Consider the following 26,574-nt stretch of genomic DNA (forward strand, 5'->3'; position numbering starts at 1 on the left):
TGGATTAAAGGACGTTTCGCGTGCAGACTTTTTTAATTCATGGGGAACGAGGGCTATGAGGAAGAAATTCTTGCTGGTAAAACTACTTATAACTAGCTGTTTGGCTGCGAAATCCTGTGCCTAAAACACTCCGGCAAACACAGATGAACGACACGACTGAACTCTCTATCCTCCTCACGGAGAACCACCCCTACCAGCGCCTGCTCAGTTATCCCGACGATAATCCAGAGCAACAGGTGCAATACCTCCAGCAGCTGCAGCAACTCGGGGTCGAATGCTTGCTGGCCGCAGGACCTGTACGCCTGGACAGGTTATCTCTCCTCGGAGTCGGTTATTGCGGGCTGGTGTTTGCCGGAATCTGGCAGGGCCGCGCGGTCGCCATCAAGCTGCGCCGCAGCGGTTGTCAACAAGCCGACCTCAATGAGGAAGCGCGCATCTTGCGGCAGGCGAATCTGCTGCACATCGGGCCGCAACTCTACTGTCAAAAAGGTGATCTGCTGGTCATGGAGCGTCTGAGAGGTCAGTCTTTGGCAGGCTGGTTGCCGCATTTGAGCACGGAAGAGGCCCCCAAATTATCCAACATGCTCCAGCGCCTGCTCTGGCAAGGGTTTTATCTGGACAAAGCGGGAATTGACCATGGTGCGCTGCGCTGTGCAGCTGAGCATGTTTTTATTGATGGTGAACGCCTGACCATCATCGACTTCAGTCATAGCAGCACCAGCCGTCGCCCCAACAATGTGACCTCACTGGTGTCCGGGTTGTTGTGGGGCACCCGCTTGGCACAAAACATTCGCAGGCTTCTGCACCTGCCCGAGCGTGACACCCTGCTGCCATGGCTGCAAGAGTACAAACTGCAACCAGAACCTTGCCAGTTCCAGGCATTGTTGCGCGCCATCGGTCTGCATGAACACTAAGCCTTACCCTTGTTTACGCAGCCTCCTCAGGTGCCTTCAACATGCTGCGCGTTACCAGCACGAGACCATTCGTTGAGATGCGGAAACCGTTTGCCTTGTCTTGTGCAGGGTCGAAACCGATGACAGATCCTGCTGGGATGTTGCAGCCCCGGTCAATGATAGCCCGCCTGATTCTGCAATGCCGGTTGATGACAACCCCCGGTAAAACGACCGCTTCTTCAATGCTTGAGTAGGAATGAACCCTGACGTTGGAAAACAGGAGGGTCTTTTTAAGCTGTGAGCCAGAGATAATACAACCGCCGGAGACCATCGAATCGACCGCCATCCCCCGCCGTCCATCGTCATCAAAGACAAATTTTGCCGGCGGCAACTGGCGCTGATAGGTCCAGATCGGCCAGTCGGGGTCGTAAAGGTTCAGTTCCGGGTTCGGCGAGATGAGTTCCATATTCGCTTCCCAAAAGGCATCCAGCGAACCCACATCCCGCCAGTAGGCGAGCGCATTGGTCGCCGGATGCCTGAACGGGTAGGCATGGACCCTGTGATCCTCAAGCATGGCCGGGACAATGTTTTTACCAAAATCATGCTCGGACCCGGCATTCTTACCATCCCTGTCCAGAAGTTTTAACAGGATATCGGTGTTGAAAATGTAGTTGCCCATGGAGGCCAGAGTGACGCCCTGCTTACCGGGAATGGGGGTTGGATGCTCAGGCTTTTCGTCAAACTGGATAACGCGGTGTCTCTCATCGACGGTCATAATCCCGAAGGTAAAAGCCGCCATTTCGATCGGCACTTCCAGACAAGAGACCGTCATGTCGGCACCGCTTTCAACGTGAGCCAGCAACATTGGACGATAATCCATTGTGTAGATATGATCCCCGGCCAGGATCAAGACAAACTTTGGTCTGGCCGAACGGATGATGTCCAGATTCTGATAAACCGCGTCAGCGGTGCCCTGATACCAATCCTTGGAGAATTGTTGCGAGGCCGGCAATATCTCCACATATTCTCCAAGTTCTTTTTTAAAATGACTCCAGCCCCGCACCAGGTGTCGAATGAGTGAATGTGACTTGTATTGTGTCAACACTCCCATCCGGCGAATGCCCGAGTTAATGCAGTTGGAGAGCGGGAAATCGATAATCCGGTACTTCCCGCCAAAATAAACCGCAGGCTTGGCGCGAAAGTCGGTCAATTCATGCAGCCTGGTGCCGCGGCCACCAGCCAGAATCAGGGCGAAGGTATCCTTGGTTAGATGGCTCACGTAACGGTAAACAACTCTGTTACTCATATTGTCAGGCATGGAAACCTCCTTTAGAGAAAGGGGTCGCTCCCTCCTACAGACAAGCATAGCCGTCATTTTTGATAATTGAGGGAACTCAGCCGACATTTTTTCTTTATTCAAGTAATTTATCGCCCACTTTCACTGGATTGACATCGAAACTTTCTGTGGCAACGTTTAAGTTGATTGAGGGGATTCCCTCGCTGGTTCAGGGGTTCTGGTCGGAATTCATCTAAGGTCAATGCAAGGAGAAGCCACTGCCGACTTACGAGTATCCCTGCTCAGGAAGGTAATTCCGGCCGGTTTCACTTTGCCAAAACCAATAAAAGGCGTTGAATCCCTTGGTGGTAAATCCCGTGTTGGCGACATAACGCCAGGCTCGACGAAAAACCGTAAGGAGTCTTTGTGGCAAAACTGATGCATGCCATGTATCTGGATAAATTAGTCGATCTGCGCGTCGAACGTGAACCTTTGCAGCTGGTTGAATGCCCCATCCCTGAACCGGGCCCCGGTGAAGTGCGGATTCGGGTCGCCAGCTGTGGGGTCTGCCACACCGAACTGGATGAAATTGAAGGGCGGACTCCTCCGGTCAGCCTGCCGGTAATACTCGGTCACCAGGCGGTCGGTCGGATCGATCAGATCGGACCACAGGTAAGCGAAAAATATCTCAGTGAAAGGGTGGGTGTCGCCTGGATCTATTCTGCTTGTGGAATCTGCCGCTGGTGTCGGACTGGTCGCGAGAATCTCTGTCCTGAATTTCGCGCCACCGGCCGCGATGTGAATGGAGGCTATGCCGAATACATGGTGGTGCCGATGGCCTTTACCCACCCGATTCCGGAGCTTTTTACCGCCGCCGAAGCCGCACCGCTTTTGTGCGCCGGGGCTATCGGCTATCGCTCACTGCGTCTCGCCCAGCTCCAGCCGGGAGCGCCCCTCGGTTTGACCGGTTTTGGTGCCAGTGCGCACCTGATGCTGAAACTGGCGCGGCATCAATACCCGGATTTACAGGTGTATGTGTTCGCCCGCAGTGAACAGGAACGGCAATTTGCTCGCGATTTAGGCGCGGCATGGGCCGGTGGCAGTGATGAGCAGGCGCCGGGACTGATGCAGGCGATTATTGATACCACCCCGGCCTGGAAGCCGGTGGCTGACGCCCTGCGCCAGCTGGAACCCGGCGGGCGGCTGGTGATCAACGCCATCCGCAAAGAAAAGCAGGATCAAGCTTTCCTCGGTGAGCTCGATTACCCGCGGGACCTCTGGCTGGAAAAAACCATTCAGAGCGTGGCCAATGTCAGTCGCGCCGATGTCCGTGAATTTTTGGCCCTGGCTGCCGAAATTCCGCTTCATCCAACCATCGAAGAGTTTCCGCTGGCGGAAGCTAACCGCGCCCTTCTGGAGCTGAAAGAAGGAAAAATCCAGGGGGCCAAGGTACTCCGCATCGGTCCTGCGACCTAGGTAATCACATAAACACAAGCGAAGGTTATTCTCATGGACAGGGGCTTTAAGGAGTAGAAGATCAGTTATCTGCTCTTCTACAAAGGAGTAACTGTATCAAGACTCTCAGCCCAGCTTGCGATCCAACCCCCGGTACTGAATCGCTTCCGCCAGATGTAATGTCTGAATCGCCTCTGATTTAGCGAGATCAGCTATAGTCCGCGCCAGTTTGAGGATGCGCGTGAAGCTACGCGCCGACAGGCCGAGCTTGTCGGTGACCTGTTCGAGAAGTTGATCACCCTTTTCATCCAATTTGCAGAAACGCCGTATGTGCCGAGCCTGCATCTGGCTGTTGGCGTGGAGGCCGAAGGGGGCCAGGCGCTCACGCTGGATCTTACGGGCGCGGTTGACACGCTCACGAATCACAGCGCTGCTCTCGGCGGGAGACTGGTCGGTCAGATCCTTATGTGGGACGCGCGGGACTTCGATATGCAGATCGATGCGGTCGAGCAGGGGCCCGGAGAGACGACTACGGTAACGCTGCAACATCGGCGGGGTGCAGGTACAGTCGTGGGCCGTGTCGCCGCGAAAACCACAAGGGCAGAGATGTGGACCCCTTTACCAACAATTTAAAGCTTGATCAAACTGCAGGAAAAATGGAAATACCGCTTACGATTCAGCCACTTGAAGAATTCACCCGCGAACCAATCACCCTTGGCGATCACCTGCGGCGACGTAGAATTGAGCTTGGATTGTACCAGAAAGATGTCGCTGCCAGGCTCGACGTCACGACTCCAACGGTCTGGAACTGGGAAAACAGAGGGTCGGTTGATCTGCGATTCACTCCCAGGGTCATAGAGTTTCTCGGCTACAACCCCATCTCCCAACCGGATGACCTGCTGGAACAACTGGCCTGGTACAAACAGATCAACGGCCTGACTCTGGAACATCTTGGTGTCGAGATGAGACGAGATCCAGAGCAGCTAGCGGACTGGTTAAGCGGACGCCATGAACCCTGTCGGCGGAACCGGGAAGAAATTGAGATCTTTTTGGCAAACGGTGCAGAGAACTCCTGTAGGGTTCAGCCGACAAGAAATGTCTGAGTCGAATAGGCGCATATAGTTAACTCAAATCATGAGTTGATTAATTCACGTCAAAAGCAAAACAGTAAATAAGATTGACTAATTTAGCCATGTTTGGTAATTATATTTACCATTATGTCAAAAAAGACTCTCCATATTTATCCTGGGTCCCTGAAGGAAGTCGAGTCTCTGGGGCTCAGACTGAAGGATGCGCGTCTGCGCAGGCGTTTCTCCATGGAGGTCGTTTGCGCCAGAGCCGATATCTCCCGGCCGACGCTCTCCAAGATTGAAAAAGGGGATCCATCGGTTGCTTTTGGCCACTATGTGCAGGTGCTACGTGTTCTTGGCCTGCTGGCTGACCTGGCGCAAATTGCCAATGAAGATGTTTTGGGCCGCAGGCTGCAAGACGAGGCTCTCCCGCACAGACAAAGAGCACCTCGCAAGAAAAAACTTCCGCAGGAAGACGCTGATGGCGAAGGGAACAAATAGAAGACAGTTGTGGGTCTGGCTGGACGATCCTACTTTCGGCCCCCTGCAGAAGATCGGCACCCTGTCGCAAGGGGATCGCGGCAGCGTCAGTTTTGCTTATGATCCTGACTGGCTCACACACGCCCATGTCTTCCCGCTCGATCCTGAGCTGGATTTGCTGCCGGGCGAGTTTTATCCTAGTGGCTCAAACTTCGGGGTCTTCATGGATTCCTGTCCTGATCGCTGGGGCCAACTGCTGATGAAGCGCCGGGAGGCTATTGAGGCCAGAGATGAGAAACGCTCCTCCCGAACCCTTGGCCCTTGGGAGTTTCTGCTAGGAGTGCAGGACTGCACCCGCATGGGGGCCTTACGCTACAGCCTGCCAGACAGCAATATTTTTCTCGCCGCCGAAGCCCTGTCCGCCCCTCCCGTCACCAAGATTGCCGAATTACAGACCATTGCCTTCGAATTGACCCGAAAGAAGCTGGCCAGCCCTGACAAAATCAAAGAATGGCTGAAAGTCCTTGTCGCACCGGGAGCTTCGCTTGGCGGCGCACGTCCGAAGGCGAACCTTATCGATGATCAGGGGCACCTCTGGATCGCCAAGTTCCCTTCGGCGGATGACGACTACGATGTCGCAGTCTGGGAGAAGGTCCTGCACGATCTCGCCCGCGACTGCGGGATCTCCGTCCCGGAATCCCAGCTCATGCAGCTCGGCGACGGGTACCATACTTTTCTCGTCAAGCGTTTTGATCGCGCGAGGGAGAGCCGACGCTTCTTTGCCTCGGCCATGACGCTGCTGAAGCATGTTGATACGGATGATGCCAGCTACCTGGAACTGGCGGAATTTCTGGCGACCTTCGGTGAGCCTGACCTTCTATCCGCCGATCTTGAAGAATTGTTCACGCGGTTAGTGTTCAATGTCGCCACCGCCAACCGCGACGACCATCTGCGTAATCACGGCTTCATGCGTTCCCCTGCCGGCTGGCGGTTGGCACCGGCCTACGACATGAATCCTTCTTTCAAAAAGGAGGAGCATGCTCTGGCTCTGGACATTGAGAACCGCCTGCCTGACCTGAGCGTTGTTTTAGCAACGGCTGGCTATTATCGGCTAGACAGAAAGCGCGCCAAGGCCATCATCGAAAAGGTGATTGAGATCGTTTCGGATTGGGAGCGTCGCGCCCGAAACCATGGTCTATCCCGGCAGGACTGTCTGGAGGCTGCGCACTTGTTTATGGCCGCTGGTAAAAAATAAAGGGCTGGGGTTCTCGCCCGCTACGAGGTTCCGCTGCGGCAGATACAGGATAGGGCAACGTTTCGGGTCCTGCTGCCAATGTGTCAGTCGGCATCCAAATTTGACCCTCTTAGAGATGAACTCGGCGTTGAACATTAACCCACTTAACTTCTGACTTCTGACTTCTGACGTATTAACAAAGAGTTAAATCGTTGCCCCCCCCCTCGGACCCAGCATGCCGATGCCGGGTCAAATTTGGATGCCGATCAACACCTCCAGATAGGGGCGCATGATTTTCGACACTCTGTCGACTCTGGCGGCTTCCACCAGCTCATCCATGGTGACCTTACGTGAACGCCATGCCTCGCGGAGCGCTTCAATGGCGACATCGAGGCCGACCTTGTTTCGGAACTTGAAGCAATCAGCCACCGTCTTCGCAGGGCTGTAAATTTTAACCGCCACACCGTTTAGGACATGCTCCTGAATCCCGAACGAATAGGCCGGACCTGAAACATAGGACAGGTTAAGCGGTGGGTATTCCACATCCGGCCGCCACGAGCCTCTCGGGATCGTCAGCCATATCTCATGGGGAATCTGGGTGGTGATCTCGTGGTAACTCAGGGCAGAAATAAGACAAACAACGGCGTGAGGCAGCCTTTTCGCAACCTCCGCCAGAGACGAGTTCTCTGTCACGGGAGCTTCCGGCAGAGCGTAGAGTCCCACAGCCCTCTTCTCCAGAAGACCTTCCTTGTGCATTCGGTACAGGTAGTTTCGGGAAATCCCCACCGTTTCGACGTCCTCGGCCCGGATAATCCCTTTTTCTCTGGCAAGATCCAGTATCTGTTGTTGCCGACCCATGGAATCTCCTTATTGCAAATCCTCTTCAAATATACATAAGTGACAAGTATTTGCAACAAAAACTTGGCGGTCAAATCAATTATTCTGCTTGTATTGATACTGGCTGTTTCTCTGCGTGAGGCGAATATTTAGCCTAAACGCCTCAAGATATGAGTCGTTTAGGCTCAGAATTGGTTGGGCCAAATTTAATCCAGTTTCTCGGTTACAACCCTATCCCCCGCCCTGACAATCTGCTGGAACGCCTTTCCTGGTTTAAACTGATCAATGGGCTCACACTCGAAGAGCTTGGTTTCAAAATGGATCGCGACCCAGAGCAACTGTCCGATTGGCTGGCAGGAAGACACAAACCTTGCCAGAAGAATCGAAAAAAAATTGAAGAGTTTCTATCCGATAGCCTCATGGAGCATCAGTGCGAGCAACGTTCATGAATTTTGAGGAGGAATATGCTATCAAATCTGATCGTACCACAACAATAGTATGGTCAACTTTGATCTGATAGAGAGCAGAACAATCTTGTTGTGGCAACACATAAAAATCTAGCGTTGACAAGACACAATAATCTAGTTATCGTAAGTCACAATAATCTAGCAACGGATGAGGTATACAATGGCAATCCCCCCAGCGCAACGCAGGCTTGCCGAAGCTCTGACAACCCTGAAGAAATTGCAGGATGACGGCAAAACCGCAATAAAATCAGTTGATCTGACCCGCCTTCAGCGGGAAAGCCTCGTCAAGAACGGCTTCCTGCGACCTATCTTCAAAGGGTGGTATATGCCGTGCCGGCCTGGAGAAGACACCGGCGACAGCACTCCCTGGTATGCAGCGATGCGTGACTTCATCCAGGGCTATTGCACGGAGCGCTTTGGAAAAAAATGGCATGTGTCAGCAGAATACTCATTGTTTTTGCACACGGGAAAGACGATTACGCCACAGCAGGTCGTGATCCACACGCCGCTCGGTCAGAACGGCCTGCTGAAGCTGCCAGACAACTGTTCAATCCTGGACTACAAGACCAAGGATTTCACTCCTGCCGCCAAAATCCAGCTTGTTGAGCAAATTCGTGTCCTGTCGCTTCCCGTGGCTCTCATTCGCGTGCCGGAAGCTTTTTTTACCACCTACGCTCAGGACGCGCACATCGCTCTCCATCAGTTACGGGATGTATCGGATCTGAACAGGGAACTGCTCGAAGGGGGCCATAGCACCGTTGCCGGGCGTCTCGCAGGGGCCCTACGGGCATCGGGGCGCGAAGATCTGGCGGATAATGTGCTAGCAACCATGCGAGCGGCAGGATATGTGGTCATTGAGTCCAATCCCTTCAGTATCGCACCGCCGATCCTGGCGTTCTCCAGAGTGCAATCACCCTATGTCCTGCGGATGCGTCTCATGTGGCAGGCAATGCGAGAGACCGTTCTGGTCTCTTTCCCAACAGAGCCCGGCATTCCGACCAACATTGAAAAGTTCATGAAGACGGTTGAAGAAAACTACAAAACTGATGCCTATCACTCACTTTCAATTGAGGGATATCGTGTCACACCGGAACTCATTCAAAAGGTCGCAACCGGTGACTGGAATCCAGATAGTAATGACTCTGACGCGCAAATGAAGAACGCTATGGCGGCGCATGGTTACTGGCTCGCTCACAATGAGGTTAAGGCCACGATCAGAAGTATTCTCACAGGGGTGAACCCCGGCGAAGCGTTCCGCCGGGATCATGCTTCATGGTATCGCAATCTATTCTCACCCAATGTTGATGCTGGTTTCCTGAAACCGTCCGATCTGGCCGGCTACCGGACAGACAAAGTGTTTATCAGAGGGGCGACCCATGTTCCCCCCTCACAGGATGCTGTTCGTGACATGATGCCGGAACTGTGCGACCTGCTGGAGGATGAACCCAATACAACCGTTCGGGCTGTACTGGGGCATTTTCTATTCGTGTACATCCACCCGTACTTTGACGGCAATGGTCGACTGGGCCGGTTCCTGATGAATGCCATGCTGGCTTCTGGAGGGTACCCGTGGACGGTTATCCGAATAGAAAAACGAGCGAACTATATGGCAGCTCTTGAGGCGGCGAGTTCGCGAGGGAAAATTCAACCTTTTGCGGAGTTCATTGCCAGTTCGATGCAGTCAGACGGCATTTGATAGTCATACTGGCAATGGGGCGCAGTCGGTAATGGGGCGAGATCCAGAACAATTGTCCGACTGGTTAAGCGGTCGCCACAAACCCTGTCAGCGCAACAGTGAAAAGATTAAGCGCTTTCTGAATGACCGTGTCCAGAAGATAATTTCGATAGACCGACCGAAATAGCCACTTTTCGAAATGCAGTTCTCAACAACTGGTCCCCAGCGCAAGGGTCTCACTCATACGATGTTGGCCGCCTTGGCAACAAAAGCCGTCCAGAGGCGATTTCTTCCTAGTAAGACAAAGAGCTCCCATATTAGGGCTAAGTGGTGACGCCTTGTCTTATTGTGGTTAAGCGGGCAAGAGGGAAAATTCTCAGATTATGCGATCTCTGCGTTCAGAATTGATTGGGATAAAAATGGGGGATTAATTCGGCCCTCCGTATAGTCAGACACCGAAACGGCCAACCACAAAAATGGGGTTGGCCGTTCTTGTTTTGCCGAATAATTGGAACCTATCTTAGCCAGCGTTGGTAGTTATCAGTTGTATAGAACCGGGTCCCAAGTTAGTCTGCCTTCTTGGTTACCCCGGCCGGTCTCATCCGGCCTTTTTCTGCTTGGGGGTTTGCAATGATTGACCTACAGAATTCTACTGACCAACGCAACATCCCGATCGATGAGGTTGGTGTGTGTGACATCTGCTATCCAATTACCGTTTTGGACAAAACCAACGGCAGCCAACAGACAGTTGCCAGTATGTCGATGACGGTCAATCTGCCTCATCAGTTCAAGGGCACCCACATGAGTCGTTTTTTTGAGGTACTCAACGAATACCATGAAGAAATGACCATTAGCACCTTGGCGAAGTTCTTGCCCGCGCTCAAACAACGGCTTGAAGCTGAAACGGCAAGGGTAGAAATTCGTTTCCCCTACTTTCTGGAAAAACTGGCACCAATTAGTAAATCGGCAGGACTGATGAAATACGAATGTAGCTTTGTTGGTCAGGCCAACACACAAGGAAACGACTACATTCAGGGTGTCAACGTCCCAGTGACTAGTCTTTGCCCCTGCAGCAAAGCAATTTCTAAATATGGTGCCCATAATCAACGCGGCCATGTCAGCATCGAAGTTCGAACAGTGCGGAAAGCGAACGGCAATCCTAAACTAATCTGGATTGAAGAGCTAATTGAAGTCGCCGAAAAATCTGCTTCGGCGCCAGTTTATGCCTTACTCAAGCGTGAGGATGAGAAAGCGGTGACCGAGCAGGCTTATGAGAATCCGGTCTTTGTCGAAGATATCGTCCGGAATGTGGGCGTGCGATTGATGGAAGATACCCGGGTTGCTTGGTTTCAGGTCAAGGCAATCAATCAGGAAAGCATCCATAATCATAACGCTTTTGCTCGAATCGAATGGTCTCGGAATTGACGACATAATGGAACGGAAAAACCCCGCTTGGCGAACCCTACCGGTCGGTTAATCTGTTGGTGATCTGCGTTGCTTCAGCTAAAATCCCCTTGGAGACTATTCCTCCAGGGGGATTCGCTTTTGGGAAAACATCGAACCGCTCGGAGAGATAGCGACCATGTAGTAGGAATCGAGTTGATTTTGCGGGGTTGATTGCCGCTCTTCAGGATCACTGGCTGCAGATTTCCGCAAAATTCCCAAATGTAGATGACATTACGGTTATTGGAATAGATTTGGATAAGAAGAATTAATGGCATATCTACCCGACTGGAAGTAGATTTCTTACAAGCGCAGAAATTTGTTGACTCACAATTCACTGGGATATATTTTTTTACCAAACGGTTGGTTTTTAAATGAGGGTGGGAGAGAAGCTATGGGGAACAAAGGTGAAATAACCAGGGAGCTTCTTATCACGGAGGCTGCGAAACTCTTCCATAAGAAGGGATTCCGCGGAACAAGCATCAGCGACCTTACAGCGGCAACTGGAGTCAAGAAAGGCAGTCTTTATTTTCATTTTCTCAGTAAAGACGATCTTGGACTAGCAGTTCTTGAATGGTCTCGCGAAAAATGGTTGGAGTTTTCAAAGATCGCTCTCAGCGGCATTACACCCGGAGATTGTCTTCTGAACTTTTTCAATACAGTCGTTTCTTATCACCGGGATTTAGGTTTTATTGGAGGGTGCATTTTCGGGAACACCGCCCTGGAAATGAGTGATAGTGATCAACGTTATGTGAAATTCATTGATCAATTTTTTTCAGATATGGCTGACATGCTTGAAGATTTTATCGTCGCAGCTCAAGAGGCCGGGCAGATAAGAGTCGACATCCCGGCCAATATTTTGGCGGAACATATTGTATTAACCATGGAAGGAGGGATGATGTTTGCCAGACTTCGAAAAGATGAAAGGACTCTACGCCAGTGTTATGACACTCTCTTGATCTTCCTGCAATTGAGCACAATGTCTCCAAATCTGATGAGAATATGCAGATAAAAGGGCTTAAATTCTTATCCCGCAATTTTCCAATAGTGCAGTTCTGACGGTATCACCACGAACAACCGATAGAGATCCGCAGGTTTTCTGATGGCATTCGAAGTTATATCCAATTTGTCGAGTTTGCCTGTATTTTAATCTAATATTTGGAGTCTTAATGTTCATTTAAAATATCGTTCCTATTCTTGTAGTCAATGGCGCCTACATAAAGGAAACCCACGTAATGAAAACATTAAGTTTACGTACCAAAATAGTTGGGACGATTTGTCTATTACTAGGGGTTTCACTAACCCTCTTGACCTATGTCTGCTATGACTACTTTGAACAACAATATGAACTGAGAATTTTTACCGAGCAAGACGCCCTGATACAAGCTCTGGCCGACGAGATACAGAACAAATTGTCCTTTTTCCAGGCTGAGCTCTCGATCTTAGGATCGCAGTTCACTCCAACCCTGATGAATGATCCGGTCGGAGTCCGGGCTTATCTCAGTACCCGACCCGACGCGCTACATGCTTTCAATATGGGCCTGGTTTTGATCAACCCCCTTGGTAAAGTCATGGCATCCAACCCTCCAAATATGCCTTTACCGAAAGATGGCTTTCTCTCATGGGTTGATCGGCAGAATGGCTCACTGAATAAAGGGGAAAACCGAGTTTCAATGGCTTTTTTCCCTTCAGCCGAGGGGAATTGGATCCTGACGTTTAAGACTTCACTATTTTCGGGCAGTGGAAAGTATGGTGGGGCCCTGGTTGGAAGTTTGGATTTATCTAAAAGTAAATTCTTCGATTATCTGTCAGAGATCAACTTGGGCGACGAGGGGGGCATTGCCCTTTACGACGAAAACAATCACTTCATTGCCGGTAACGGTCCACCAATGCGGCAGGGGAACAACACTCGGAGCCAGACTTCCCAGCGTACTCTTGCCTTGGAAAAGCAATACATTGAAACCAATGCCAAGGTAAAAACTACAGGCTGGCACTTATCGGCCCACTACCGCCGGGAGCAGCTTTATGGCCCCCTTGAACATGCCCGGCATTACTTTTTATTTGCCCTATTATTGACAGTTATACTTTCTGGCCTGGTGTTTTGGGGTTCCCTTCGCCTTTTGACCCAGCCGTTGATGGATTTCGTCAAATATCTGGAAAAAGCCCGGGATCATGGGCAGTTGCCCGATCTGTTAGCTGTTAATTCAAAAGATGAAATAGGATCTTTGAAAATAGCTTTCAATGGTTTACTTCAGAAAGTGAAAGAGCAACATCTTAACCTGTTAACCCAACTGAACTTTCAAAAGGCTTTTTTGCAAGCTATCCCCATCCCCGTTTTCTCCAAGGATATTGAAGGTCACTTTCTTGATTGCAATGAGGCCTTCGAAAAGGCTGTTGGGAAAAAGAAATCGTGGATCATCGGGCGAAAGTCCACAGATCTTTTCTCAAATGACGACGCCACACGTTTTGTGGAGAAAGATTCGCAAGTCCTGACGAAGCAGGTCCCGTTTCACGAAGAAATGCCCGTGATGCTCAACGAGCGTGTGCATCATGGCCTGCTGAGTAAGGCTCTTTTTCGTGGTAACGACAATCAGGTTGCTGGAATTGTAGGTGCATTCCTCGACATCACCGAACGCAAGGATACGGAAAAAGCCCTGAATGAAGCGAAAACCCTTGCAGAGAATTTGTTGAGTGGAGCCGCCATACCCTTCCTTGTTCTCGACTCCGAGCACCGTGTGGTGGGTTGGAATCAGGCCATGGAGGCTCTGACCGGTACGAGTGCCGGTGAGATGCTCGGTACCAAAAACCAATGGCAACCCTTTTACCGCACATCCCATCCCTGCTTGGCTGATCTGGTCCTCGATAACAATTGGCAGAATTCTGAAAATAAATTTTCACACATCAGATCACACCAGGAAATCCCAGGCGCACTCCATGGAGAAGGGTGGTATGCGCAACTCAACGGCCAGGACCGCTATCTTATTTCTAATGCCGCTCCGATCCGCAATCCTCAAGGGGACTTGGTCGCCGTCATCGAATCTATCGAGGACCAGACCGAACTGAAACGACTTGAAGAACAAGAGGCCAAAAACCGGCTCATTGCCGAGTCGCAGTCCCGGGCCATTGTCGCTTTCCTGCAAAGTGGTGACCTGAGCAGAATGGCCCAGGGCTTTCTGAAAGAGGTTGCCTCCACAACGGAGGTGTCCTGGGGGCTGCTCTATTTGATTGATGAGCCCGGAGGCGAGGCCCAGATCTTGGCACGACAGGGAACAACCTCTAGCAAAGAAACAACAGAACTATTTTGCACTGAAACTGCCAGTGCTCTGGATGGCCGAACTGACCGGATCAGCTTTAGGCGGGATTGCCTGTTCTTCGCCCCAGTGGTCACCCGGCAAACAATTTCCGAATTAATACTCTGCCACACTTGTCTGGACCGAAAGGATATCCCTCTGGGAAAAGGAGGGATCCTTGGTCTACCCTTAATAAATGGCAAGGAAGTTATCGGTGGATTGCTCCTGTTAAAACCCTCCGGTTCTTTCTCAGATCAGGATATCCACGATATAGAGATGTTTTGCCAGGCTGCTTCCCTGGCTATTCAGAGCGCACGAATGGACCAGGCCCGTGAAAAAGCCGAACAGCGTCTCAAGGTTGTAGAAAAATTTGAGGCGATCGGTCAACTTGCCGGCGGCATCGCCCATGATTTCAATAATCTGCTGACCGTTATTCTCGGCTATACAACACTAATAGCAAAAAAGGTTGATTATGATGAACGCCTGCAACAGAAGGCCAATCTGGTTCTCCAAGCAGGCAAGAGTGCAGAGGCCCTGATCCGGCAACTGCTCGCCTTCAGTCGTCGGCAGGTTTTGGAGGCGGTGGTCATTGATCTCAATATCCTGATAATCGATATCAAAAAACTCCTCCATCGGTTGGTGGCCGAAAATATCCATCTTCAATTTACGCTAGGCACCGAGGCTTGTTTAATCAAGGCTGATCCTTCCCAGGTTGAACAGGTTTTGATGAACCTTTTGGTCAACGCCCGTGACGCAATCGGTGAGAAAAATGGGCATATCCGAGTGAGCGTTGAACCTGCGGAAATAGTGACATCTCTACGAGACCTTCCGCCCGAAGCTTTGGGAAAAAGTTTTGTCCGCCTCATCATTGAAGACGATGGGTGCGGCATCCCACCGGAAACCTTGTCTAAAATTTTCGATCCATTTTATACCACCAAAGAGATCGGACGCGGCACCGGATTGGGGCTGGCTACCGTCCATGGCATCGTTCGGCAATCGGGAGGGTACATTGATGTTCAAAGCATTCTTAAACAAGGGACGACTTTCAGTGTTTTACTTCCAGCGGTGGAGATGGATGAGACGTTCTCCACTAAAACCGTCATCAGTGAATTAATTCAAACCTCAGGCAACCTGTTGTTGGTAGATGATTTGCCGGAGGTGCTTGATCTCACTTCCAGGATACTGCAAGAGGCTGGGCTAACCGTAACCACAGCCGAAAGTGGCTCTGCGGCTATGACGATTTACGAGCAGATGGAGGACAATCTTGATCTGCTGGTGACCGATATCGGCATGCCCGATATCAACGGGATAGAGTTAGCACAACGGTTGCGTGAACAACAACCGGAACTAAGGGTTCTTTACCTTTCCGGCTATGGCCAACTCCATGGACAACGGGATTTTGTTCTGAAGCCTGGCGAAGCCTTTTTGCAAAAACCTTTTTCCGCCGAGGTGTTGTTACGTAAAGTAGTAGACCTGCTTGTGCCACATCTGAACAACCAAGGATAAGGCTATAAATGATCAGATACTGGTAGTGGATCAAGTCTTGTGAGAGAGAATATTTTGTTATAAATGTCACATTGGTTTTACTGGGAAACAGGGGTAAACCAGCAGCCTTCGACGCCACTCTGGAGGAGGATTTGCCTTTACCCCTGATTTCGTAACTGTTACATTGTAATTCTATAATCTAAGTAGACTAACTATTATGCCTTTTTGGGATGAACTCCCCGAAATACAAAGGTTTCCGAAAAGAATTCAAATATGTATGAGCTCGCTTATAATAATTTTTTTCACTTCCTGGAAAACCGCTCAAAAACAATCCATGCTACGCTCAGTACTCTGCTCGGAACAGGTATCGGTTATCTTGACTATTTGACAGGTGATTTCGACTTCGTTCTCTTTTACGTGATACCGATATTTCTTGCCACTTGGTTTATCGGGAAGTGGGCCGGAATTACGACAAGCATTCTTTCGTGTACGACCAGTTTCGGCATAAACCTTCCCTCGATTCTGGCAAAAACTTCCCCTATCAACATGGTATGGGATTTTGCTCTGGACATGACGTTCTTTCTCTTTCTGACATTCCTGTTCAGGATGCTTTGGCATAAATTTGATGAAGTTAATAAGCTAGCCCTGCGGGACCATCTTACCCATGCCCTCAACCGCCGTAGTCTTGACGAAGTCGCTGAATATCAGTTCCTTGCCTCGAAACGTCATCATCGTCCTTTCAGTGTCGCCTTTTTTGATCTCGATAACTTCAAAATGGTCAACGATCAGCTTGGGCACAATATTGGTGATCGTCTACTCTGCAGGGTTGTTGATGTCATGACGACTCTCATCAGAGGCACTGATTTGGTGGCTCGTTTAGGAGGAGATGAGTTCGTAGTTGTCTGCCCCGAATCTGACGAAACACAATCACAAAAGGTGATTGAAAGATTGCGCAGAGCCTTGCTGGAGGCCATGAAAAAAGAAGGGTGGCCGGTGACATTCAGTATCGGGCTGGTGACTGACTATGGGGTCACTTCCTCGTGGGACGAGATTCTCCAAAGGGCTGATTTGCTGATGTATCGAGTGAAATCTGCAAAAAAAGACGGCATTTTGCATGAAGTTATCAGGGGACCATACATAAACCCACAGAATGTCCGACTTGCAGGAAACTGACGATAGAGGTGAATAGGTAGGAAAAGACTTGATCCGGGGGCGTAAAAAACCCTTCGCCTGAAGATTCGGGCGATCTTCTGCAGTGGGTATACAAGTTATTCTAAAGCGGAAGACTTTGGTCGGCTAAACATTAGCTCCTTCTGCACGAAGCCTTTGAATTTTCCCGCTTTTATTAAGACCTTTTACACCGTCTTGATGGAGAGTTAGAGAGTCTCGGATATCACCACTGCCGAGACGGAATTGGGCGTGTTATTGGATAGAGACATTTTGATAAGTAAGGGGAAATGGCCACAAAAGGGGCCACTACATGAAGGTACACTACCATTTGCAGATTCAGATCTAGGAATCTATCGTGCCATGCGAAGTTGATTATCTGTTAGAGGTGATAACATCTTGAAATCGTTTATTCACTTAATCTTTTCTTTTTTAGCGCTCCTACTTTTCTTTTCCCCTGCTCTGGCTAAGCAACAACAGGTAGGCCAGCCAGGAGAGGAGATTACCATCCAACTGAAATGGAAACATCAGTTTCAGTTTGCCGGCTACTATGCAGCCAAGGAGAAAGGATTTTACGCGGAGGAGGGACTCAAGGTTAATCTACGGCCACGGGCAGTAGAAGAAAACTATGTCGAAGATGTGATCAAGGGCCGGGCTGAGTACGGTACCGCAGATGCCAGTCTCTTTTTGTATCGGGCTCAAGGGAACCCCGTCGTTCTTCTGGCGCAGATATTCCAGCATTCTCCCCTGATCTTTATCGCCAAAAAGGAAAGCGAGATTGTCAGCCCCTATGAAATGATCGGCAAAAAGGTGCGGTTCAGCCCGGAGGATTTCAACTATGCGCCGCTCACCGCCACATTAATCGAGACGATCAAAGACCCATCTCGGGTGATTGTCGTCCCCCAATCGTACGATCTTGAGAGCTTTGCACGGGGAGATGTGGATGTCATCTCCGCCTACCTGACAGATCAACCCTACCAGTTGAAAGAGATGGGAGTCGACTTCACCATTATCAACCCACTCAACTATGGCATCGATTTTTATGGCGACAATCTTTTTACCACCGAGGCCGAGATACAGAATCACCCGCAACGGGTAAAAAAAGTGATCCGCGCTACCCTCAAGGGGTGGCAATACGCCCTGGAGCACCAGGAGGAAATAGTCGATCTGATCCTGGCCAAATACGCCCCGGGCGAAAACCGGGGTTTGCTGCTGCACGAAGCCGCAGCAACCGAGCGGATGATCCTCCCAGAGGTTATCCCCCTCGGCAACGTCAACCCCCTGCGCTACCGGCGCATCGCCACCCTGTTTACCAATGCCGGTTTAGCTGCCCGGCGGGACATCCCAGAAGGGTTTTTCTACCAGGACCGAACCGCTCGTCCGAAGGCCAGAGAACAAGCCTGGCTGTCCGAACATGCTACCGTCCGGGCAGGTGTCATTCTCCAGGGAGCCCCCCTGGCGTTTATCGGCGAAAATGGCCTCCCGCAGGGCCTGGTGGTCGATTTTATGAAGACTCTGGAAGGCCTTCTCGGAATCCGTTTCGAGTTTGTGACGGGAACCCGCGAGGAATTGGTTGTCAAGGTGAACAGGGACGAAATCGACCTGATTGCCAACGCAGGCAGCGGCGGACAAAAAAATGGCCAGCCATTGCTTAATACCGGGCCGTACTTGGATTTAACCACCGGTGTTTTTGCCGATGCAGAGGTAACTTATATCGGTGACTTTGCTCTGCTCAACGGGCGTAAAATCGCGATGCTGCGTGACTCCACCCACAAAAAATCAATAGAAGGTCACTACCCGCAAATAAGCATCGTCCCAGTTGCTGACATCCAGGAGGGGTTGAATCGGGTCGAGACCGGCGACGTGTTTGCGTATATGGGCGAAACGCTGACGACATACAAGGCTATACAACAAAAGGGATATGAGCAGATTCATATGGTCGGGGAAGTACCCTTCAGCAATTCCGTGCATCTTGCTGTGGCTGCCGATTCGCCCGATCTGCAAAGAATTCTCCAGCAAGGGATCGAGCAGTTCACCCCACGTGACAGGAACATCATCTATGACAAATGGGCACCGCTCATCCATCATAAGACCCCGGATTACACCTGGGCCTTTAGGATTGTGGCAGTCATCCTGGCTCTTGTTCTGCTGATTCTTCTCTGGAACAGAAGACTTGCCGCCATGGTCAAAAAGCGGACCGCGGCCATTGAAGAAAGGGAGGAACTGTTCCGCAAGCTGTTTGAAGACCACTCGGCGGTTAAATTCATCCACGACCCCGATACCGGCACGATCACTGATGCCAACAATGCGGCGGCGCACTATTACGGCTGGACAAGGGAACAGCTTAAGCAGATGCAAATCTGGGACATCAACACCCTGTCTCAGGATGAGACGAAAAAGGCAATAGAAAGCATCAGGTCCGGAAACCAGCAATATTTCGAGTTCCACCATCGGCGGGCTGACGGCTCAATCCGCGATGTGGAGATATTCAGCAGCAATATAGAGGTTCAGGGTAAAAACCTCCTTCACTCAGTCGTTCACGACATCACCGCGAGGAAGGAGGCAGAAAAAGCCCTAGCCGCCTCCGAGAGCGAACTGCGGGCGCTGTTTTCCTGCATACAGGATATCGTGCTGGTTCTGGACAGGGAAGGCCTATATCGCAAAATTGCTATGACTTCTCCCAAGTTGCTTTATAGACCACCGGAAGAGCTTCTCGGAAAAAGCCTGAAGGAGGTTTTCCCGGTCGATTTGGCCAACCTTCTTATCGACACAATTCATCAGGTCTTGTCGACCGGACAAACAGTCCGCATTCAGTATGACCTCCCGATACAAAAGGAAAAAGTCTATTTCGATGCGTCTGTCACCCCTATGGACGAAAACCATGTGGTCTTTGTTGCCCGCGACATCACCACGCTCAAGAGCACCGAACTGGCCCTGCGGCGCAACGAAGAACGACTGTCGATCGCCTTGGAGTCAACCGGTGCGGGCATCTTCGACCACGCCGTGCCACTGAACGAAAACACCTATCACAGCCCACGCTGGGCCGAGATACTGGGGTATACACTGGACGAACTGCCTTCCTACGACTGTTTCCTGTCGTGGTATAGTGCCAGGGTTCACCCCGATGATCAGAGTGCACTCGAGAAAGCCTATACCGAGTTTATCTCCGACAAGAACCCTCACTACGATGTGGAATACCGCCTTTGCTGTAAATCCGGGGAATGGGTGAGGGTGCGGGAGCTTGCCCATGTAGCAGCCCGCAGCCCACAGGGCCAGGTGATCCGTATCGTCGGCGTCATGCGGGACATCACCAAACACTGGGAACTTGAGGAACAGCTCCGACAGACTCAAAAGATCGAATCAATCGGTCAACTGGCGGGGGGCGTGGCACATGATTTCAACAACATGCTCGGCGTCATCCTCGGCCGCGCAGCACTGGCCCTCAGAAAAGCGCCCCCCGCAAGCCCTCTCATCTCTGATTTGGAGGAAATCCGTACAGCGGCCCAACGTTCTGCAACTCTTACCCGGCAGCTGCTGACCTTTGCCCGCAAGCAGGTCATCGACCCCAAAGTACTGGACCTGAATGAGACGGTCGCCGGAACGCTAAAAATGCTGGAGCGTCTCATCGGCGAAAATATTCAACTCTCCTGGAACGCCGCGGCCAGCCTCTGGCCGGTCGAGGTAGATCCATCGCAGCTGGATCAGATTCTGGCAAACCTGTGTGTCAATGCCCGTGACGCGATCGCCGGTGTCGGCAAGATATCGATAAAAACGGAAAACCACACTTTGGACGAGAGCGCCATTAGCACTATTCCCTTCGATGTTGTGCCTGGTGATTATGTCCTGCTTTCCGTGAGTGATGATGGCTGCGGTATGGATAAACAGGTACAAGCCCACATTTTCGAGCCATTCTACACCACCAAAGAGGTCGGCTCTGGAACCGGATTGGGACTGGCCAGCGTTTATGGCGCTGTCAAGCAGAACCACGGTTTTCTCACCGTCTACAGCGAAGCGGGATTGGGCACAGTATTCAATATCTATCTTCCCCGGGCGAGTAAGGCTGGTGAAGCGAAACAGGAGACAGTAAAAAAACCACTTCTTTGCGGCACTGAAACAATTCTGCTCGTTGAAGATGACGAGATGCTTCTATCACTGGTGACGACCATGCTCGAAGAGAGCGGCTACACGGTGCTAGCTGCTGTGACAACCGAGCTTGCCCAATCTTTCGCCAAGGATCACCCGGGCCCGATTCCTCTGCTGGTTTCCGATATGGTCATGCCTCGCATGAACGGCAAGGAATTGTCAGAAAAATTAATGCTCCTTCGACCTGACATGAAGGTTCTTTTCCTGTCCGGCTACACTGCCGATATTATCTCAAGCCAAGGGGTCATCGAATATAGGGCACATTTCCTACAAAAGCCTTTCTCTCTTGAAGTGTTAGCATCTAAAGTGCGAGAAGTGCTAGATCATCACTGAGCCACTGCTTCTTATAAATCACGACCTATGGAACAAAATAAGCCTCAGCCTGTGTATGCGCTAGTCGGTTCACAAAGGTGTTGAAAAAATTGAAAAATCCCGCAACCTACTGAGGTGACGGGATTTTTCGTGTTTTACCACAGTGTGGGCAACATTGCGAAATCGTTAGTGTTGCGGCGTTTCAATACCTTTGTGGACCGGCTTGTGTGTATGCGGGCCGAGGCTTTCTCATAAGTTGGGTCAGATCACTGGTCCTGCTTCACCTAAGGATAAATTACACAGATTCTGTTTATCAAAAATCAGGTGTTTACTTTTGACGGAAAATTTTAAAGTAACTTCAGATTCATGAAGGGCAAAGTTTTGAGTCTCAAAAGGTTTTCCGATCCAGCCCCCGATACTGAATCGCCTCAGCCAGATGCATCTGGCCGATATTCTCTTCTCCTGCAAGATCAGCAATGGTCCGTGCCACCTTGAGAATCCGACTGTAACTACGCGCCGACATTCCGAGTTTATCGACCACCATCTCCAGCAGTTTTTGCCCTGCCTCATCAAGAGGGCAGAATTTGCGGATATGACGAGCAGCCATGGCAGAATTCGCATGCAGGCCATAAGACCCAAGACGTTCCCGCTGGATGGCGCGGGCCTGCTCCACCCTGGCACGGATGGTCGCAGAAGATTCACCATCCACCGGATCAGCCAAATCCTTATGAGGGACCCGTGGAACCTCGATATGCAGGTCGATTCTATCCAGTAATGGACCGGATAATCGCTGCCGATAACGTTGGATATCATGTGGCGAGCAAGTGCATAAGTTACTGAAATCACCGAGGAATCCGCACTTACAGGGATGTGGACCCCTTTACCAACAATTTTAGGTTTGATCAAACAGCCGGGAAAATCAAAATTCCACTGATAATCCAGCCACCTGAAGAATTTACCCGCGAACCAGTCACCCTCGGTGACCACTTGCGACGACGCAGAATTGAACTTGGACTGTACCAGAAAGATGTCGCGGTTCAGATTGGAGTGACGACTTCAACCATCTGGAACTGGGAGCATGACTGGACTGTTGAGTTGAGATATGTGCCAAAATTAATCCAGTTTCTCGGTTACAACCCTATCCCCCGCCCTGACAATCTGCTGGAGAAACTGGCCTGGTACAAACAGATCAACGGTCTGACCTTCGAACAGCTTGGTGTCGAGATGGGGCGAGATCCGGAGCAGCTGGCGGACTGGTTGGCAGGTCGACATCACCCGTGTCGGCGGAATCGGGAAGAAATGGAAGCATTTTTGCGCGCCCAGGTAAATAACGATCACGGCCCTTGAATTCAGATTATTCCGCGTATCAGAGCGACAATCCAAGGAGTCATCAGCAACGCGGCCATGCCAAATCCCAAGTAACCTCCTTGAAAAATGTCGAAATCAGACCAGATTCGCTTCCAGGAAAGGCGCAGATAAAGACGCCCGAATCCGATGTCAAAAGTCAGCATTGCGACCAACCAGATCAACCCAACAACAATGCTCTCTTGCCCGCTCTGCGGATTGATCCAGGGAATGGTAAACCAGCCGACCAGCTGGATGATGATTGTGCCGGTAATGACAGTAAACTGCCGGGCACGCCGGTCGCCAAGACGTGGATTGAGATATTTGGCCCGTATGATGCCGTGCAGCGTTTCCGCTACCGCGATCAGAAACCAAACTAAAAAGGACTTCAGAATCATTCAACCCTCAGGATTACGGTAGCGCCCGTTACCTTTGCCATACTCAGGTTCCCGGACTTCAATATTGGGAACCTGTTCGAGCTCGTCATCGGGGGAAAAGGCCCCTCGCATGCCTAACTCAGGGTGAGTTTTTTAAAAGCCGACCGAACTTTCCACCAGAGGATATTATGCGTTGCGCCGGTTAATCAAATTCACAATCACCTTCACAATCGTCTCTTTCTCTTCCGGCTTGCTTTCGGCGATCAGCAGGGTCAGGGCAACTAGGGCGTTGTCGGCCAGGCGTTTGCTGCCGTCTTCGCGGTAAAGGATGCTGTTGGCACTTAAGAAATAGATGAAGATGGCGGCGGCGATGCGTTTGTTGCCGTCGCTGAAGGCGTGGTTTTTGACGATGAAGTAGAGCAGATTAGCAGCTTTTTCTTCGGCGCTGGGGTAGAGCTCTTTGCCGTCAAAGGTCTGATAGATGGTACCAAGGGCGCTTTTAAAACCCTGATCCTTTTCGATACCGAACAGTCCATCGAAATGACTTTTCATCGACTGGACTATGCGACTAGCATTTTCGTAATCGAGGACAAAATCAGCGTCGCCGCTGGTCCCTTCAATCGCCAGGGTACCGTGATCGTAACGGTCGAGCAGATCGAGTGCATAGGCGTAGTCAGTGATAACCTGCAACACCTCTTTACCCAAATCATTAACCAATTGCTGGCGATCCAGAGTCCGTGTGAGCAGATTCATTGCCTGCTGCATTTCAGCAAGTTTTTCTGACTTTTCTTCAAGCCTCTGCTGGTTGAGCGTATAGCCCTGAGCCAAATGATCATGCAGAACTCTGGTGGCCCACTGACGGAACCTTGTGCCCTGCAGAGATTTAACTCGGTAGCCAACAGAAATAATCACATCGAGATTGAAAAAGTCGACCTGGTAGGTCTTGCCATCTACGGCAGTTGTTGCAATTTTTGCAACAACTGAATCTCGCACCAGTTCTCCCTCACGAAACAGGTTATTGATATGCCGCGAGATAACAGATTTATCGCGCCCAAACAGCTCAGTAACCTGATTCAAGCTCAACCAAACAGATTCCTGCTCCAGCCGCACTTCGAGAGTAGCCTTGCCATCTGCGGATTGATAGATGACGACCTTGTCAGCCATTCTTTCGCCCTTGTCTGAAATCAGCCAGGTTCACCACTTTTGACCCTTCATGCTGTAGCAACAACGTCAGGAGGGAATCACGCCATTTTCTCTGTGGGTAGAAATAGTCTTTGTCGCCGCCGCACTTTCGCAAAGCATCATTGAGCTGGCAGCCCAAAGCGAACTCGTCTTCAGCTGATCCGGGGAAGCGTTCATAACGGTGGTTAACAAAGGATACCATCCCATCAGCCACCTGCCGGATATGTGCTTGCACGCCAAATCATTGCCCGTTATCTCCAAGGTACCAGAATGACTCGCCAAACCAGTTCTCAGGCATCCCCATATGTTCCCGACTGACTTTGGGATGCTGCTCGAGCAATTCAAACAGCCGCCGGTTCCAACTTGATCCAGAATTTATTCTGCGTAACAGATATTCTGTTACTACCAGCAGATAATAGAGCCGTTTTGTTGGATCGATCCCGGTTCTGGGCAAAGGCGACAGGTTGGGCCATAGCTTCAGAGTCCTTTTGGGAATGACGGGCCGACTACCAAACTCGCGGTTCCAGGTGCGGGCATGGTGTGCGCAGGTATTGCGCAAATCAGACATTGCTCGAAACCAGGATTGCGCAACGGGAATAGGCAGGTTCCAGAAATCGGCAACCGCCTGTTTGTCATCTTTGTAACGCAGATGCGCAAAAAGGAACGAAATTTCCTTGAAAGTCAGAACCTCCATAACCATCCAAACAGGCGGCAGCTCGGGATCCCGGTATTTCTTCCGATAATGCTGGATAAATGGTTCCGCCTGACGGCTCTGGCATTTGCCACGAACCTGACGCAAAAGCCAGTCATGATCATAGCGGTCGTCAAAGATTTCAGATCTGGAGTAAGCATGCGAGCCGTGATGTTCACCGAGCACCTGGGTCATTCGGGCGCGAAAAGCTACTTCAATCCGCTCAATGGCATCAAGAAGAAGTAACCTCAGTTCACGGTCGAAAACATAGAGGGAGAGAATATCGTCAAATGAGACATCCCGCCGAAAAGCATGGCCCTCCTCTGCTTTTTGGAACGGCAGACTGTAAGCGCTCAGGCGATAATAACTGATAACCGAGAGATAGCGCTTGGCACGTTCGGCATTGGAAATAGTCAGCCCACGCGCTTGCCAGAGTTCTAGCTGCCCATCAATGGAGAGAGGAAGTTTATTGAACTGATTCACGCCCGAATCCTCTGGGCAATAAAAAACCCGCCAAAGTGTGCATAACCGCGAACGGCCAGAGGCATGGCAGGTGTATTGGGTAAACTATACTCACTTGTAGAAAGGGATGCAAACATTTTTGTACTCATGGACTGAGGTGCTTGAAAACAAGTCGGATTTCCCCGTGATTGTACAGTGAAGCTGACAGATTGGCCAGCAAATCCAAGCTCGCAATTTTCCACCCTCACCCCAACTTGCGATCCAACCCCCGATACTGAATCGCCTCAGCGAGATGCATCTGGCCTATATTCTCTTCTCCTGCGAGATCAGCAATAGTTCGTGCCACCTTGAGAATCCGACTGTAACTACGAGCCGACATACCGAGTTTATCGACCACCATCTCCAGCAATTTTTGCCCTGCCTCATTGAGAGGGCAGAATTTGCGGATATGCCTAGCGGCCATCGCAGAATTTGCATGCAGGCCATAAGACGCGAGACGTTCCCGCTGGATGACCCGGGCCTTTTCCACCCGGACACGAATGGTCGCAGAAGATTCGCCATCCACTGGATCAGCCAAATCCTTATGAGGCACACGTGGAACCTCGATATGCAGGTCGATTCTATCCAGTAATGGACCGGAAAGCCGCTGCCGATAACGTTGGATATCATGTGGTGCGCAAGTACATAAGTTATTGAAATCACCGAGGAATCCGCACTTACAGGGATGTGGACCCCTTTACCAACAATTTAAAGCTTGATCAAACTGCAGGAAAAATGGAAATACCGCTTACAATTCAGCCACTTGAAGAATTCACCCGCGAACCAATCACCCTTGGCGATCACCTGCGGCGACGTAGAATTGAGCTTGGATTGTACCAGAAAGATGTCGCTGCCAAGCTTGACGTGACCACTTCAACGGTCTGGAACTGGGAGAACAGAGGATCGGTTGATCTGCGATTTATACCCCGGGTTATTGCGTTCCTTGGCCGCAACCCCATCCCCCAACCTGACAATCTGCTGGAAAAGTTGTCTTGGTACAAGCTGATCAACGGCCTGACCTTGGAACAGCTTGGTGTCGAGATGGGACGAGATCCCGAACAGCTAGCTGACTGGTTAAGCGGACGGCATGAACCCTGTCGGCGGAACCGGGAAGAAATTGAGATCTTTTTGGCAAACGGTGCAGAGAACTCCTGTAGGGTTCAGCCGACAAGAAATGTCTGAGTCGAATAGGCGCATATAATTAAATCAAATCATGAGTTGATTAATTCACGTCAAAAGCAAAACAGTAAAT

Annotated in this window: 22 protein-coding genes and 3 pseudogenes; 13 read left to right on the plus strand and 12 right to left on the minus strand. The window is 50.7% G+C overall.

The genetic code is table 11. From position 1 onward, the window contains the following. Positions 1–143: 143 nt before the first annotated feature. Positions 144–914, plus strand: a complete 771-nt coding sequence (locus D888_RS22230) for a hypothetical protein (protein WP_020677909.1) — start codon at positions 144–146, stop codon at positions 912–914. A gap of 13 nt (positions 915–927) precedes the next feature. On the opposite strand, the gene glgC is transcribed toward D888_RS22230, so the two are convergent. Continuing rightward, positions 928–2,211, minus strand: coding sequence for a glucose-1-phosphate adenylyltransferase (gene glgC, locus D888_RS0117685; protein WP_020677910.1), 1,284 nt, complete (start codon positions 2,209–2,211; stop codon positions 928–930). A gap of 396 nt (positions 2,212–2,607) precedes the next feature. Between glgC and D888_RS0117690 the strand changes: the two genes are divergently transcribed. Continuing rightward, positions 2,608–3,645, plus strand: coding sequence for an alcohol dehydrogenase catalytic domain-containing protein (locus D888_RS0117690; RefSeq protein WP_026362471.1), 1,038 nt, complete (start codon positions 2,608–2,610; stop codon positions 3,643–3,645). Between the two features lie 105 nt (positions 3,646–3,750). Here D888_RS0117690 and D888_RS22235 read toward each other — a convergent pair whose 3' ends face one another. Further along, a complete protein-coding gene (locus D888_RS22235) occupies positions 3,751–4,050 on the minus strand; it encodes a magnesium chelatase subunit ChlI family protein (RefSeq protein WP_281169686.1) in 300 nt (99 codons plus the stop codon). A gap of 45 nt (positions 4,051–4,095) precedes the next feature. Continuing rightward, positions 4,096–4,218: pseudogene (locus tag D888_RS24815) on the minus strand (ATP-binding protein); the annotation flags it as partial. Positions 4,219–4,232: 14 nt separating this feature from the next. On the opposite strand from D888_RS24815, the gene D888_RS0117700 reads away from it, so the two are divergent. The 3 genes from D888_RS0117700 (at position 4,233) to D888_RS0117710 (ending at position 6,429) form a co-directional block, all read left to right on the plus strand. Then, positions 4,233–4,727 (plus strand): helix-turn-helix domain-containing protein, encoded by a 495-nt coding sequence (locus tag D888_RS0117700; protein ID WP_020677913.1) that lies wholly within the window; start codon positions 4,233–4,235, stop codon positions 4,725–4,727. 114 nt (positions 4,728–4,841) lie between these two features. Then, a complete protein-coding gene (locus D888_RS22240) occupies positions 4,842–5,195 on the plus strand; it encodes a helix-turn-helix domain-containing protein (protein ID WP_026362472.1) in 354 nt (117 codons plus the stop codon). Next, positions 5,176–6,429, plus strand: a complete 1,254-nt coding sequence (locus tag D888_RS0117710) for a type II toxin-antitoxin system HipA family toxin (protein ID WP_020677915.1) — start codon at positions 5,176–5,178, stop codon at positions 6,427–6,429. Before D888_RS22240 ends, D888_RS0117710 begins: the two co-directional genes overlap by 20 nt. 228 nt (positions 6,430–6,657) lie before the next feature. On the opposite strand, the gene D888_RS0117715 is transcribed toward D888_RS0117710, so the two are convergent. Further along, entirely contained in the window at positions 6,658–7,266 is a 609-nt protein-coding gene (locus D888_RS0117715) for a type IV toxin-antitoxin system AbiEi family antitoxin domain-containing protein (RefSeq protein ID WP_020677916.1), read from the minus strand. A gap of 606 nt (positions 7,267–7,872) precedes the next feature. Here D888_RS0117715 and D888_RS0117725 point away from each other — a divergent pair. From D888_RS0117725 to D888_RS23410, 6 genes are all read left to right on the plus strand, one after another. Further along, positions 7,873–9,408 (plus strand): Fic family protein, encoded by a 1,536-nt coding sequence (locus tag D888_RS0117725; RefSeq protein WP_020677918.1) that lies wholly within the window; start codon positions 7,873–7,875, stop codon positions 9,406–9,408. A 609-nt stretch (positions 9,409–10,017) separates the two neighbouring features. Continuing rightward, positions 10,018–10,812 carry a GTP cyclohydrolase FolE2 gene (gene folE2, locus D888_RS0117730; RefSeq protein WP_020677919.1) on the plus strand — a complete coding sequence of 265 codons (795 nt, stop codon included), beginning with the start codon at positions 10,018–10,020 and terminating at the stop codon, positions 10,810–10,812. A 412-nt stretch (positions 10,813–11,224) separates the two neighbouring features. Further along, on the plus strand, positions 11,225–11,842 hold the full coding sequence (locus D888_RS0117735; protein WP_020677920.1) for a TetR/AcrR family transcriptional regulator: 618 nt from the start codon (positions 11,225–11,227) through the stop codon (positions 11,840–11,842). A gap of 535 nt (positions 11,843–12,377) precedes the next feature. Continuing rightward, positions 12,378–15,626, plus strand: a complete 3,249-nt coding sequence (locus D888_RS23405) for an ATP-binding protein (RefSeq protein ID WP_169513299.1) — start codon at positions 12,378–12,380, stop codon at positions 15,624–15,626. Positions 15,627–15,878: 252 nt separating this feature from the next. Continuing rightward, entirely contained in the window at positions 15,879–16,778 is a 900-nt protein-coding gene (locus D888_RS22255) for a GGDEF domain-containing protein (protein WP_020677922.1), read from the plus strand. 393 nt (positions 16,779–17,171) lie between these two features. After that, positions 17,172–21,248, plus strand: coding sequence for an ABC transporter substrate-binding protein (locus D888_RS23410; protein WP_020677923.1), 4,077 nt, complete (start codon positions 17,172–17,174; stop codon positions 21,246–21,248). A 367-nt stretch (positions 21,249–21,615) separates the two neighbouring features. On the opposite strand, the gene D888_RS22265 is transcribed toward D888_RS23410, so the two are convergent. Together D888_RS22265 and D888_RS24820 are read right to left on the minus strand one after the other, a co-directional pair. After that, a complete protein-coding gene (locus tag D888_RS22265) occupies positions 21,616–21,948 on the minus strand; it encodes a magnesium chelatase subunit ChlI family protein (RefSeq protein WP_020677924.1) in 333 nt (110 codons plus the stop codon). Positions 21,949–21,960: 12 nt separating this feature from the next. Continuing rightward, positions 21,961–22,083: pseudogene (locus D888_RS24820) on the minus strand (ATP-binding protein); the annotation flags it as partial. A 14-nt stretch (positions 22,084–22,097) separates the two neighbouring features. Here D888_RS24820 and D888_RS0117760 point away from each other — a divergent pair. After that, entirely contained in the window at positions 22,098–22,574 is a 477-nt protein-coding gene (locus D888_RS0117760) for a helix-turn-helix domain-containing protein (RefSeq protein ID WP_020677925.1), read from the plus strand. Positions 22,575–22,576: 2 nt separating this feature from the next. Here D888_RS0117760 and D888_RS0117765 read toward each other — a convergent pair whose 3' ends face one another. From D888_RS0117765 to D888_RS24825, 6 genes and pseudogenes are all read right to left on the minus strand, one after another. After that, a complete protein-coding gene (locus D888_RS0117765; RefSeq protein ID WP_020677926.1) occupies positions 22,577–22,969 on the minus strand; it encodes a hypothetical protein in 393 nt (130 codons plus the stop codon). Positions 22,970–23,134: 165 nt separating this feature from the next. Continuing rightward, complete coding sequence (locus D888_RS0117775; protein ID WP_020677928.1) at positions 23,135–24,112, minus strand: virulence RhuM family protein/type II toxin-antitoxin system death-on-curing family toxin; 978 nt, start codon at positions 24,110–24,112, stop codon at positions 23,135–23,137. After that, positions 24,105–24,365, minus strand: a complete 261-nt coding sequence (locus D888_RS0117780; RefSeq protein ID WP_156827048.1) for a hypothetical protein — start codon at positions 24,363–24,365, stop codon at positions 24,105–24,107. The genes D888_RS0117775 and D888_RS0117780 overlap by 8 nt, the downstream gene beginning before the upstream one ends. Positions 24,366–24,371: 6 nt before the next feature. Continuing rightward, on the minus strand, positions 24,372–25,304 hold the full coding sequence (locus D888_RS0117785; RefSeq protein ID WP_020677930.1) for an Abi family protein: 933 nt from the start codon (positions 25,302–25,304) through the stop codon (positions 24,372–24,374). A 223-nt stretch (positions 25,305–25,527) separates the two neighbouring features. Continuing rightward, on the minus strand, positions 25,528–25,860 hold the full coding sequence (locus D888_RS22270; RefSeq protein WP_156827049.1) for a magnesium chelatase subunit ChlI family protein: 333 nt from the start codon (positions 25,858–25,860) through the stop codon (positions 25,528–25,530). A 12-nt stretch (positions 25,861–25,872) separates the two neighbouring features. After that, positions 25,873–25,995 (minus strand): annotated as a pseudogene (locus D888_RS24825) (ATP-binding protein); the annotation flags it as partial. Positions 25,996–26,057: 62 nt separating this feature from the next. Between D888_RS24825 and D888_RS0117795 the strand changes: the two are divergent. Next, positions 26,058–26,504, plus strand: coding sequence for a helix-turn-helix domain-containing protein (locus D888_RS0117795; protein ID WP_020677932.1), 447 nt, complete (start codon positions 26,058–26,060; stop codon positions 26,502–26,504). Positions 26,505–26,574: the final 70 nt, after the last annotated feature.

Origin of the sequence: Geopsychrobacter electrodiphilus DSM 16401 (genome assembly GCF_000384395.1) — a bacterium.
In the GTDB taxonomy this organism is placed as follows: domain Bacteria; phylum Desulfobacterota; class Desulfuromonadia; order Desulfuromonadales; family Geopsychrobacteraceae; genus Geopsychrobacter; species Geopsychrobacter electrodiphilus.